Consider the following 12,343-nt stretch of genomic DNA (forward strand, 5'->3'; position numbering starts at 1 on the left):
ATCATGCTTTTCACCTACAATGGGTTAACAACTGGTCTATTTCTATACCAAAATGTAGGGCAAAAAGCAAGCTAAAAATGAGTCTATTTACAATTATTTCAATCGTTTAATTAACTTTTACTTTTTACGAGACCATCAAGCTTGATATTAAAAAAAATCTCTCACAGAGCCCACTGAGGCACAGAGTTTTTTGATCAGAATCCTTGAGAGGAGGATTCTGATCAAACCCTGACATGCCATGGCAAAGAAAAATTCAATCTCTGTGATCTCTGTGCGCTCAAGCGAAGCGGGTGTGAGACATAAAAATATGACCATCTACACGCATGGTCCCGTTGTACCTGCAACCATCGATTCAGCCGATAACTTATTGGCCGACTCAATCTTTTTTCACTCTGGAGCCGATATACCCCGGCCGTTCGCAGATGAGGGCGTCGATCTCGGCGCTGCGTTCGCTTAGAAACCGCATGATCCGGTCGGATTTGGACTTCACGATCACCGGGTCCTGTCGCTCGATGTCCGAACCCTTAATGAGCATCTCGTTCGCATAGAGATAAGAGACGATCGTATCATCGGCATCCAGCTCCACATCGAATTTTTGCTGAAGATAGTCCAGCCAGTAGCCGAATTCATGGGGATGCTCGATATGTTCCACCGGAACCCCCATGTCGAAACTGATGGGCTTGGCCAGGCCGGGCATCAGCTTTGAGCCCCCCAAATAGTCGAGGAGGTGGGCCAGTTGATGCACCAGAGCGCTGTCGCTGATCTCCGGGGATATGGCAATATAGAGGTTTTCGGGGTCGGTCGGCTGTGTTTTCAGGATATTGACAAAGACCCCGCCGGTCCCCCCCTCTTCTTTTCCCTCGGTCTTGTGATGAAACAGGTCCAGGGCCTTATACGCATCCAGATCAATAAATTTCACGCCTGCAGTCACCCCGGTCAGCTGCCGGATATCCAGTTCTTCCAGCATCTCCTGGGACCGGCCATACCGGACATTCGGCAGTTCCGTAATCCGGGCGCTCATTTCAGGAGAAAACTCCCCCATCCCGTCCAGGGTAAGTTCGTCTTCCCTGCCCAGATGGCAGTTTTTGAATTTCTTCCCGCTGCCGCAGGGGCAGGGATCATTTCTTCCGATTTTTTTCATGGGATTAAGGGACCCCAAAAGGACTGAAGTGACAAAAGGGACAAAAAGAAGCGGAGGGGACCCGAGGAAATGCTGCTGAGGCCCCCACCCGGGAGTGAACTCTACACGCCACATCTAATTGACAAACTTCGTTAACTTTAAACACTTTAGCTCACTTTAGGCACTGTCTTTTTGTCAATCCTCAATAATCCGGTCTTTGAGCGCATCATAGGACCAGCACGGCAAGGGACCGGCGGCCCCTGTCCTCGGGTTGAGGCTGTGCCGGTACGAGGCCTTGGCCTCCTGTGTTTCCATCATATGCTCCCATCCCCGCTTGAAATAGGGGCATTCATCATTAAAGCAGACCCACAAAAAGGTATCGGCCCACGTGGAATCGGCCGGGGGCTGCCACCTTTTCATCTCGACGTTGCAGTGCTTACACTTGGGGTTTTCCTGATCGTTCATATTTTCTCCAATCGAATTTCATATCACACAGAGAACACAGGGTCACAGAGGTTTATTTATTATTCTTGAGATACCATCCTTAAGAAGAACTTCATTGAAATTAATCAGCAGGCCGATTTCCTTTTCAGCCAGTCGCAGATACGTCAACAACTGTTTCTTGTGAACAGGTTTGACTGTCTCGACAGATTTCAGTTCAACAATTATCACGGATTCAACAAGCAAATCAATACGAAATCCAAGATCCGTGATTTTCTGATCGCGATAAAAAATAGGGAGTTCAACTTCTGATTCGACCCTTATTCCCATACGATCCAACTCTATCACCATACACTTCTGATAGACGGATTCGAGGAGTCCAGGGCCTAAAGCTTTGTGTACTGCAATTGCAGCCTGGATAATTTGCGATGTAATGAAATTCAGATCCATCGCATCCCATCTCGCACAAAACCAAAAAAAAAGAAACATCACACAGAGAACACAGGGTCACAGAGAAAAATCCTTGATTCTTTTCTGCTAATACTCTGTGCCTCTGTGGGCTCTGTATGAGAACAGGTTGTTCATTCTGATTGGACCTTTAGCCCCATACGGTCCAACTCTATCACCATACACTTCTGATAGACATCTCGCACAAAACCAAAAAAAAAGAAATATCACACGGAGAACACAGGGTCACAGATAAAATTCCTTGATTCTTTTCTGCTAATACTCTGTGCCTCTGTGGGCTCTGTGTGAGAACAGGTTTTTCATTCAAAAAAAAACCAAATCCCTTCCGCCCCGGGACAGGGATCTGGTTTTTTTTAATCCATACGCATGGCAGTTCACCCGATGGCGGCCTGTAATATGCCTTCGGGGGGGATGATATTGTAATTGAGGGCCGCATCCTTTTTAAGATCCATACCGAATGCCACGGCCATCAACTGGGTCAGGTAGACGATCGGGATATCAAAATCGGTCCCGTATGCGTCGTTGATCCGGCCCTGATACATCTCTAAATTCATGGCGCACATGGGACAGACCGTAGAGATCAGTTGTGCGCCGTGCTTGCGGGCGTCTTCCAGGATATTTTTCACCAGCTTCATGCAGTAGTCGATCTCGGGGAGAAAAATGCCCGACCCGCAACACTGGATCTTCTTTGGAAACGGCACCGCCTCTGCACCCAGGGCCTCAAGGAGGCGATCCTCCACCACCGGTTTGTTGACGCTGTCGTATTCCCCGTAGGGCCTCACCGACTGGCATCCCACATATCCGGCCACCTTAAGTCCATTGAGCGGCTTGACCACCCTTTCCCGGATCCGGTCGACCCCGATATCATTATACAGCACATCCTGGATATGCCGCACCTTGATGGTCCCTTTATACTTCAGGCCCCCCTCGGCAAGACACTCATTCACCTGCTTCAGAAGTTCCGGATCTTCCTGAATCTCATGATTCACCTTGACCATCTGTATGTAGCAGGAACTGCAGGGCGCAACAATGTCGTAACCGGCATGGGCCTCTGCCAGGGCCAGATTTCGGGCGTTCAATACCTTGATGGCCAGGTCATTGGCCCCGGCATAGGAGACGCTCGCCCCGCAGCAGTTCCAGTCCTCGATCTCCTCGAATTCCATGCCCAGGGCCGCGCAGGCGGGTTTCAGCGAGACGAGAAAATTGGCCCCGGTACCCTCTAAACTGCATCCCCAGTATAAGAAATATTTCATGCGATGGCCCCTCCTTTTCCTAACCGTTCCGCCTTGTCCAGCATCTTCCGGAGGGACTGAATCCCTTTGATCTTTGGTTCCGGGAGGAGTTTCATCCTCCGGTGAAGCATCAATTTGATGCCGATATCCATAAAATTGAGCATCCCCTTGACGCCCTCGATGAGCCCTCCGGAAAAAAAGACCCGTCTGGGCAGGTCCTTTTCGTCAATGCGGCCCAGCCTGTAGACCTGTTTCCAGAATTCCCCTCCAAAGGCGGCCGTGTCTTTCCTGGGGACATACCCCTGCTTGAGGGCATAATGGGCCAACCCGTGCATGACATCCATGACCGGGATCGCTCGCGGACACTTCACCACGCAGGTGTAACAGGAAGTACAGAGCATAATGGACTGGCTGTTTAAGACCTCTTCCCTCTTGCCCGCCCGGATGAGCCCGAAGATCTGCCTCGGGGGATAATCCATATGCTCCCTCAGGGGGCACGACCCCGCACAGACGCCGCAGTTCATGCACATCTTGATCTCATCTCCGGCATCCACATTCCGGAAGACCTCCTCGGCAAACGAGGGATCGTAGTTGACCTTGTTTTCCATAAGCAACCCCTTTTAATTGAATATTGATGATTGCTGATTGACGATTGAGGGTTCTCGGTGCAGGATGTCCCCTTTCTTACCTACACGGATCAACATAAACCTAACGCAGCACAACCACAACCAAAAAATATCTCACACCCCGGTACCATTTTCCGAAGCTACCCCAGAGCAATCGGTCCTCCGGAATTGCACAGGGCATGCGGGGTAAACAGAGACACCCCGGTGAAACAAGAGTGAAAAACGGTTTCACAGGGCACCGCTTAGCGGCATCTTCGACAGGCAGAGACACAAAGAAACATATACTCTTTTGCTTACATTCTGTTGGCGTATAGAACTCCCGTCCGCCAGGACCTGGCCTGTTTTGATCATGGGATCCTTCTTCCAGGATCAAAACAAAACAATACCCCTCTTTGCGGCCTTCGCGTACTTGGCGGTTCAATTCCTGAATTCCTGAATCCCTGCTACCATCCCTTATAAGGATTTTCTTGCTTTTTGTAATAGAAACCCAGGAAATAAGGCACTGCTAATGGGGCGTAGCCGCAACCAATCCCGCCAAGGCCGGACCTACACAAAGCCGTAAGGGCTTTAAAACAATACCCCTCTTTGCGGCCTTCGCGCACCTGGCGGTTCAACCCCATAATTCCTAAATTCCTGCTACCACCCCTTATACGGGTTGGGTCCGACCTCCTCGAGTTTGGTCATGAATTCATCGATAATGCCGGGAATCCTATGATAATCGGTGATCCCCACCTCCTCAAACCTCACCCGGTCCGACTCCAGGGCCAACCGGTCCAGGGTCTCGGACACCTTGCCCAGTCTCGTATTGGCCAGTTCGCTCCCCTTGACAAAGTGGCACTGGTAATCGTCTCCGTGGCGGCACCCGAACAGGAGGATGCCGTCAATGCCCCTGGAGAGCGAATCTGCAATCCAGACCAGGTTCATGGAACCGAGGCACCTCATGGGAATGAACCGGATATAGGGGCTCCATTTCATTCGCTTGATGCCGGCCATATCCAGGGCAGGGAGGGCGTCGTTTTCACAGACCAGGCAGAGCACCCTAGGCTTTTCTTCGTCCTCTTCAGGGACATGCACCGTCTTGATCATGTTTCCGATCATCCCCACCGAGTAGTTCTTGAACGAGATGATCCGCTCGGGGCAGGCCCCCATACAGACGCCGCACCGCCGGCAACGGGTGGGATTGGGAAGAGGGTTGCCCTTTTCGTCTTCGTTGATGGCCCCGAAGGGACATTCCTCCGTGCATCGCTTGCACTGGGTGCACCGCTGCATGTTGAACTCGGGAAAGGTCATATCCCCGGCCCTGGGATGGACCGCCTTCCCCTCGGCCGTGGCCTCGGTACACTGGATCGCCTTCATGGCCGCGCCCGCGGCATCTTCGATGGCCTTGATCGTCTCCATCGGCCGCCGAATACAACCGGCCGCATAAATGCCGGTCCGCCGGGTTTCATAGGGGAAACAGATAAAGTGGGAATCCGGGAACCCATATTTCAGGGTGGGGAGTTCAGGACCCTGGCGATAGGCCAGGTGAAGGGCGCTGTTGGCAAAAAACCCGGTGTCGGGCGCCACTTCGATCATCCCGTTTTCATCGGCCCCTTCGGTATCGGAGGGCGCCTTGATCCTGGGGGTGGTCACGGGCCTGGAGGCCGGGACCATGCCGACCGCCAGTACAACCATGTCCAGGTCTTCGATCTTGACCTTATCGCCCAACAGCTCATCATCGGCCTCCACAAAGAGCTTGCCCCCGGCCTCGCCCACCTCTGTGGCCGCGCCTCGAATAAATACATTCCCGTCGTTCTGGGCCTTTCGATAAAAATCCTCGGACTGCCCCACCGTGCGGATATCCTTATACAGGATATAGTTCACTGCCTCGGGATTCTGCTCCTTCAAATAGGTCGCCTGCTTCATGGAGACCAGACAGCAGACCGATGAGCAGTAGGGGAGGTGGTCGGGATCCCTGGATCCGGCGCACTGGATAAAGAGGACGTTTTTGACGTCGCCGCCGTCCGACGGCCGCGTAATCTTTCCTGCCGCGGCCATCTCTTCCATCTCCACATTGGTGACCACATCCTTGAACTTGCCGTACCCCAGATGCCCCAATTTGTTGGCGTCATAGGGGACCCAGCCCGTGGCCTGAACAACGGCCCCGACCCTTTCCGTGGCGCTGTTTCCGTTGGCCTTGATATCAACTGAAAAGAGGCCCGGGCCGCCGCTTATTTTTTCCACCGTCGCAGAGGTATAGACCTTGATCTTGGGCTCGTCTTCCACCGACTGGATCAACGCTGCCGCGTTGTTGTCTGAAAGCGCTTTATAGGGAGAGGTAATGGTGCTTTTCATCCTGCCCAGAAAGCCCCCCAGCTTGTCCTCTCTTTCCACCAGGATGGCCTGGTATCCCGCACTGGCCGTTTCCAGGGCCGCGGTCATTCCGGCCAGACCCCCGCCCACCACCAGGATGTCTTTGGAATATTCCTCCTCGGCCTTATACGGCTGAACCCACTGGGTGTCTTTGGCCTGAGAACAGCCCATCCGGAGATTGTCTTCAGCCAGCATCTGGGTGTCTTCCTCTCCCGGGGCCTGGCTCCAGGCCACCTGTTCCCTCAGATTGACCCGCTGAACAATCACATCGTGACCGAAATTAAACACATCATAGTTGACCCTGTAAGAACATGCGGCGATAACGACGGTGTTGACCCCCTCGTCCTGAATATCTTTTTTGATAAGGTCGACACCTTCCTGGCCGCACAGAAAAGGGTGGTCCCTGATGATATCGATACCGGAGTCCGCGGTACCCTCTTCCTTGAGCTGCTCTATATTCAGGGCATCTCCGATGCCGCAGCCGGTGCAAATATAAACTGCCGTCTTTTTGTCCATCGAGTTACCTCCTCGCGATTGATTGGATAGCCTTTAAGGCCCCTGCTGTGGCGTCCTGTACGGACGAAGCGACATCGGTGGGTCTTCTGACGCACCCCGCGCCGTAAATACCGGGCTGCTCCGGATTGTTGATAAGGAATCCGTACTCATCGTAGGAAACATCGGGAGCCGGTTCAATTTCGATCCGGTTGGGCACCATGCCGGTGGCCAATACCACCATATCGAAGTTCATGAGGATCTGCTCCCCGGTCCGGGTGTTTTCGCCTTCCAGGATCAGATTTCCGGTCTCCTCGTCCTCGGTGATATTGGCGATCTTACTCTTGATAAAGGCCACCTTTTCATCCGCCTGGACCTTGACATAGAAATCCTCCAGCCTGTCCAGGGCCCTGATGTCTATGAAGAAGATCGTGACCTCGCAGTCGGGCTGCTGTTCCCTGAGATAGGTGGTGTGCTTAAGCGACGCCAGACAGCAAATGCCCGAGCAATAGGGGAGATAGTTTTCGTCCCGGGACCCGGCGCACTGGACAAAGGCGATGGTCTTGGGTTCTTTCTTGTCGGAGGGCCGCAATATCTTCCCCTCTGTAGGTCCGTTCGGGGCCGCCATCCGCTCCATCATCACATTGGTAATCACGTTTGGGTACTCGCCGAAACCGTAATAATCGACCTTTGCGGCATCATAGGGGTTCCATCCCGCGGCCCAGACAATGGCGCCGATCTTCAGATCAAAGGTGGTCTCCTTCATATCCAGATCGATAGCGCCGTATTCACAGGCATCGAGGCATTTCTTGCCTTGGTCGGTCCCCACGATGGAGGGATCCAGGATATATCTCATGGGAAATGCAAATTCATGGGGAAGGTAGGCGGCCTTGATCTTGTCCATACCGTAATTAAACGGGTTGTCTATTTCGGCCTCGCATACCTCGGCGCATTTGCCGCAGCAGGTGCACTTCTCATTCACATACCGGGGGGCGAGTTTGACAGTGACATCGTAATCCCCTTCGCTCCCGGTAATGCCCGCGACCTCGGCCATGGTAAAAAAACGGACCTTGGGATTCTGTCTCATGCGCCGGAAATTGATCTCCAGTCCGCAGTTGGGCGGACACAGCTTTGGAAAATACTGGTATAGCTGGGTCACCCGGCCACCCAGATAGGGATTCCGCTCGACCAACACCACGTCATGACCGGCCTCAGCCGCTTCCAGTGCCGCCGTAATCCCGCTCATGCCTCCGCCGACCACCAAGATGGTCTGGCTTGTCGTTTGTACATCTGCCATTGTATCCTCCAGGGTTGTAGTTTTTTGTAAAGGTCTATTAATACAAAAAGCGTATTTCGTCAATATTCATTTTCACACCACGGCGACGCGAAAATGAACATCGACCAAATACGCTCAATGAATAACTGTCTCATGAGAGTCTCGACTTATCGAACTTTAGGCGGCATCTAAAAAAGCCTGTTTTCCGGCTCCCGGTCGAAGATCCCGCACTTGCGGGGATCGGAGTCCGGGACAAGCTTCGCCGGAATGACGGGAGTCTAAATAATTTTGAGACGGTAAATGTAAGTGTCTAAAGTGCGAAAACCCTAAAGTATACTTAAGGTACAGGATATATCAGCTCAATATTCAGCGGATAAACCCCTTGCGGGCATTCTCAGGCGGGGCGACTACGGACTGGGCCTGTCATTCAGCCACAGGATATTGAGCAATTGCATCTTAGATCACTTAAAACGCTTGCTGACGATAATTAAAGAAATACTCCAGACGCCCGTGGAAACGGCGCCTGGAGTATGTTCAGCTCAGGTTAGAGGGTTATACACCGGGGATGTTCCAGATATCCTTCTTGCTCATCTCCCATTCCCCGCTGGCAGGATCCCACCGGCAGTTGGCAAAGCAGTGCCAGTTTTCCTCGTCCATCTTGGGGGTGTCGGCCCTGAAGTAGTATCCGGGCCACCGGGTCTCTTCACGGAAGAGCATGGTCCTGACATGGGCCTCGCCCTGCCACATCCTCTGGACATTCTCCCAAACCCTTTCCAGGGAGTAGATATCCGAGGCAGCCAGCTTCTCGGCGTCCTCTCTCAGGTACACGAACAGCTCCATGGCCCTTTCAAGATTGGCCTTGCTGGTCTTGAAGGCCGCGGTCACGCCGCCGGCATACTCGTCCATGATCTTCTGGAGGCGGTCCATGAACTGGCGCCACAGAAGGTAGTTGGGGTTGATATCAGGAGCAGTGGTCAGTTTGCAGAATTCCTGATAGCGATCCAGAGGCGCCAAAAGTCTGGCCTTGATCGCATCCACCGTTGCGGCATCCACATTGGGTTCGGTATTATGATCCACAATGTATTTGATGGCCGCCTTACCCGCGATCCGGCCTTCCGCATGGGAACCGGAAGAAAACTTATGGCTGGATGCGCCCGAGGCGTCGCCGGCTGCAAAAAGTGCTTCTGTGGTGCACATATTGGGATAACCCCATTTGTAGGGGGTATCCATATCTTCGGGACCGCTCACCCAGGCGCCGGAGGCACCGGAGTGGGAGCCGATGAAGTAGGGCTCACAGGCCGCGATCTCGGAATGCTTCTCTTCGGGTTTGACATTCAGACCCGCCCAGAGATGGGCCTGGGAGATGGTCATATCCAGGAAGTCTTCCCATGCCTCGGCCTCCAGTTCCTTCATCTTCTTCTTGAATGCCTTTGGATCATCCTTGAACTGATCGGCAATCTTGTTAATGGCCTCGGAAGTCTCCATATACAGAGGCCCTAAACCGGCATCCACGTCCAGCATACCGAGATAGTTTCTCAGGTTGGCGGGAATCGGCTTGGCCAGACCGTAGGGAGCCCAGTTATTGAGTTCTTCCTTCCGGACTGCCATGTATTCGCCGCCTTCCGCGCTGATGGCCCTCGATTTGAAGAGGAGGAACCATGCACCCACCGGACCATAGGCATCCTTAAACCTTACCGGGATAAACCTGACTTCCTGACAGGTCATCTCCGCGCCGGCCTTGATGGTGAAATAGGCGCTGGAACCGGTATTAAACGGCGGATACCAGGAACGCCCAAACCCTTCACCGACCGACCTGGGCCGGAATACGTGGACCGCACCGCCCATGGTGGCAACGGTGGCCTTGGCCTTGAACACATAGATTTTTTCTTCACGGGTGCTGAATCCCACCGCGCCCACACACTTGTTGCCATCCAGGAGGGGCTCTACGATGAAGACCCTCTCAAAGATCTCGCCGCCCGCATCGGCAATGGCGTTTTTGGCTGCCTCGGCCACGATGATCTTGTAAGACTCACCGTTGATCATGAGCTGCCAGCGGCCTTCATGGACATACTTGCCCGCTTCGTCCGTCCAGATCTTGAGACCCCATTTTTCAAAGAGGTGCACCGTTGAATCCACGTGACGGGCGATGTTGTAGACCAGGTCTTCCCGCGAAACACCCATCAGGTCCTGACGCACGTAACGGACGTAATCCTCAACGGTGTTCTCCCCGTCTTTTACGCCGACATACTGATTGATGGCCGAAAGGCCCATGGCCACGGCGCCGCTTCGATCCAGGGCGGCCTTATCCACCAGGGTCACCTTCAGGCCGTTTTTCTTGGCCCAGTAAGCTGCCTCTGTGGCCACACCACATGCCGAGAATCCTCCACCGAGAATCAGGAGGTCGGTCTTTACTTCTACTGTTTCAAAATTTGCCATATCTACATACCTCCTTTCTTTATAGTGAGGGAACCGCATCGAGTCCTAAAGAAGCAGGCTCGGTGGCTAAGGCCGGGCTGTTCAGGTCGTCATGGGTGGGATATCCGCCCGACGGATCGGCGGTACCCTCTTCCGTGGTCCGGATGGGGAACTTGAACCGCTTGATGCTCCCATCACGGAACTTGATGGTCCACATGATGTCCTGAGAACCCCGCAAAGGAGTACAGCTGGCGCCCAGGGGAATGAAGTCTGCATAGCCGCGGACATCCATGGCCTGCTGGGGGCAAATCTTGACACAACACTGGCATTCCCAGCACATGGAGGGATCCCGGTTGTATGCCTTCATCTTTTCTTTATCCAGCACCATCAGGTCGTTGGGGCAAATGTACATACACGCTGTTTTGTCCTGCCCTTTACAACCATCGCACTTTTCTGTAAATACGAAACTTGGCATTATTACACCTCCTACAACAATTAACGGTTTTAAGGCTTTGAACGATTGCACCAATCAATGGAAACTCTGCGCTCTTGCACCTCCTTTCTCTATGATACTCTTTATACTCTGTGCTATCCAATAATCCAGCGACATTAGAACTGAAAAGGCCACCTTCCCGGGTGGAGAAGGTGGCCTTCCGTTTATTTCTTCACATCACCTGTGGCCGCGCCGTGCAGCTTGATCTCGACCTTTTCCTCCAGATTCTGATAGTAATCCTGAAGTATGGCCGCAACCTCCGGCCGGGAGAATCTCGGATCCAGCTCTCCACCCTCGGAGAGGGTCTTTCGGACCACCGTACCGGAGAGAAGGATTCTGTCTTCCTTGCCGTGGGGGCATGTCTTCATGGAGGCCATTCCACCGCACTTGTTACAAAAGAATGTCCAGTCAATATTGAGATTCTGGCACTTGAGCGCGCCTTCCGGAATCTGCTCAAAGATCTTCTGCGCATCAAAAGGACCGTAGTAGTCACCTACGCCCGCATGGTCACGCCCGATGATCATGTGGCTGCACCCGTAATTCTGGCGAAAGACGGCATGGAGCAATCCTTCCCTGGGCCCTGCATACCGCATCTCCATGGGATATCCGCCCTGGACCACGGTGCCTTTGACAAAGTAGTTGTCCACCAGGGCCTGGATGGCCTTGACGCGGACCTCTGCAGGAATATCGCCGGCCTTCAGTTTGCCCACCAGCTGATGAATATAAACGCCGTCCATGACCTCGACAGCGATCTTGGCCAGAAATTCATGGGAACGGTGCATGGGATTGCGGAGCTGCAGGGCCGCGACCTTGCTCCATCCCAGGTCCTCAAAAATCTTCCTGGATTCGGCCGGCCGCTGATAAAGGCCCTTAAAGTGCTCGGGATAATAGCTTTCGCTCAGGACCTTAACCGGTCCCGCAAGGTTGTATTTGCCCTGGGCCATGACCTTTGCCACCCCGGGATGTTCCATATCCGTCGTGGTAAACACGGCCTTGCACTCATACTCCTTATCAATAGTATATTTTTCGGTGACCTTCATGGTGGCAATGGTGGTGCCGGTTTCTACGTCCACCAGGGCCAGTTCATCCCCTTCTTTTACATCCTCGTCATTAGTTGAAACGGTTATGGGGATAGGCCAGAAGGTCCCATCCGCCATGAGGAAGTTGTCACATACGCCCTTCCAATCGGCCTTGGTCATAAAACCGGTTAAGGGCGTAAAGGCGCCGATCCCCAACATGATAAGGTCGGAGGTCTCTCTTGAGGTGATTGGAATCTGCTTAAGTGTCTTGGCCCTTTCGGTCTCGGCCTGGAGTTCGCTTCCCTCCAATAATAGCGGAATCAACTTTTCTTCTTTGCCATGCGGTGCGATGAGATTTGACATACAACATCCTCCTCTTCTTGGGATATGGTTCTGGCCCGGGATGGGC

9 protein-coding genes and 1 pseudogene are annotated in these 12,343 nt (G+C 53.2%); all 10 read right to left on the reverse strand.

From position 1 onward, the window contains the following. Positions 1-1,054: 1,054 nt before the first annotated feature. A pseudogene (locus K9N21_15630) lies at positions 1,055-1,135 on the reverse strand (SEC-C domain-containing protein). A gap of 180 nt (positions 1,136-1,315) precedes the next feature. Continuing rightward, positions 1,316-1,585: a hypothetical protein gene (locus K9N21_15635; protein ID MCF8145347.1), complete on the reverse strand. Its 270-nt coding sequence runs from the start codon at positions 1,583-1,585 to the stop codon at positions 1,316-1,318. 42 nt (positions 1,586-1,627) lie between these two features. Beyond that, positions 1,628-2,011: a GxxExxY protein gene (locus K9N21_15640; protein ID MCF8145348.1), complete on the reverse strand. Its 384-nt coding sequence runs from the start codon at positions 2,009-2,011 to the stop codon at positions 1,628-1,630. A gap of 392 nt (positions 2,012-2,403) precedes the next feature. Next, on the reverse strand, positions 2,404-3,282 hold the full coding sequence (locus K9N21_15645; GenBank protein MCF8145349.1) for a CoB--CoM heterodisulfide reductase iron-sulfur subunit B family protein: 879 nt from the start codon (positions 3,280-3,282) through the stop codon (positions 2,404-2,406). Then, on the reverse strand, positions 3,279-3,869 hold the full coding sequence (locus K9N21_15650) for a 4Fe-4S dicluster domain-containing protein (GenBank protein MCF8145350.1): 591 nt from the start codon (positions 3,867-3,869) through the stop codon (positions 3,279-3,281). The genes K9N21_15645 and K9N21_15650 overlap by 4 nt, the downstream gene beginning before the upstream one ends. Positions 3,870-4,523: 654 nt before the next feature. Next, positions 4,524-6,755, reverse strand: a complete 2,232-nt coding sequence (locus K9N21_15655; GenBank protein MCF8145351.1) for a hydrogenase iron-sulfur subunit — start codon at positions 6,753-6,755, stop codon at positions 4,524-4,526. 4 nt (positions 6,756-6,759) lie between these two features. Then, positions 6,760-8,028 carry a CoB--CoM heterodisulfide reductase iron-sulfur subunit A family protein gene (locus K9N21_15660; protein MCF8145352.1) on the reverse strand — a complete coding sequence of 423 codons (1,269 nt, stop codon included), beginning with the start codon at positions 8,026-8,028 and terminating at the stop codon, positions 6,760-6,762. Positions 8,029-8,559: 531 nt separating this feature from the next. Next, positions 8,560-10,443, reverse strand: a complete 1,884-nt coding sequence (aprA, locus tag K9N21_15665; protein ID MCF8145353.1) for an adenylyl-sulfate reductase subunit alpha — start codon at positions 10,441-10,443, stop codon at positions 8,560-8,562. Between the two features lie 19 nt (positions 10,444-10,462). After that, on the reverse strand, positions 10,463-10,897 hold the full coding sequence (gene aprB / locus K9N21_15670) for an adenylyl-sulfate reductase subunit beta (protein ID MCF8145354.1): 435 nt from the start codon (positions 10,895-10,897) through the stop codon (positions 10,463-10,465). A gap of 182 nt (positions 10,898-11,079) precedes the next feature. After that, positions 11,080-12,297 carry a sulfate adenylyltransferase gene (sat, locus tag K9N21_15675; GenBank protein ID MCF8145355.1) on the reverse strand — a complete coding sequence of 406 codons (1,218 nt, stop codon included), beginning with the start codon at positions 12,295-12,297 and terminating at the stop codon, positions 11,080-11,082. Between the last annotated feature and the right edge of the window lie 46 nt (positions 12,298-12,343).

The sequence above is a fragment of the Deltaproteobacteria bacterium genome (assembly GCA_021737785.1).
In the GTDB taxonomy this organism is placed as follows: Bacteria; Desulfobacterota; DSM-4660; order Desulfatiglandales; family Desulfatiglandaceae; genus AUK324.

Coding starts and splice junctions, on each gene's coding strand:
- K9N21_15635 (MCF8145347.1), bottom strand. CDS start 1,585: ATGAACGATCAGGAAAACCCCAAGTGTAAGCACTGCAACGTCGAGATG.
- K9N21_15640 (MCF8145348.1), bottom strand. CDS start 2,011: ATGGATCTGAATTTCATTACATCGCAAATTATCCAGGCTGCAATTGCA.
- sat (MCF8145355.1), bottom strand. CDS start 12,297: ATGTCAAATCTCATCGCACCGCATGGCAAAGAAGAAAAGTTGATTCCG.
- K9N21_15655 (MCF8145351.1), bottom strand. CDS start 6,755: ATGGACAAAAAGACGGCAGTTTATATTTGCACCGGCTGCGGCATCGGA.
- K9N21_15660 (MCF8145352.1), bottom strand. CDS start 8,028: ATGGCAGATGTACAAACGACAAGCCAGACCATCTTGGTGGTCGGCGGA.
- K9N21_15650 (MCF8145350.1), bottom strand. CDS start 3,869: ATGGAAAACAAGGTCAACTACGATCCCTCGTTTGCCGAGGAGGTCTTC.
- K9N21_15645 (MCF8145349.1), bottom strand. CDS start 3,282: ATGAAATATTTCTTATACTGGGGATGCAGTTTAGAGGGTACCGGGGCC.
- aprB (MCF8145354.1), bottom strand. CDS start 10,897: ATGCCAAGTTTCGTATTTACAGAAAAGTGCGATGGTTGTAAAGGGCAG.
- aprA (MCF8145353.1), bottom strand. CDS start 10,443: ATGGCAAATTTTGAAACAGTAGAAGTAAAGACCGACCTCCTGATTCTC.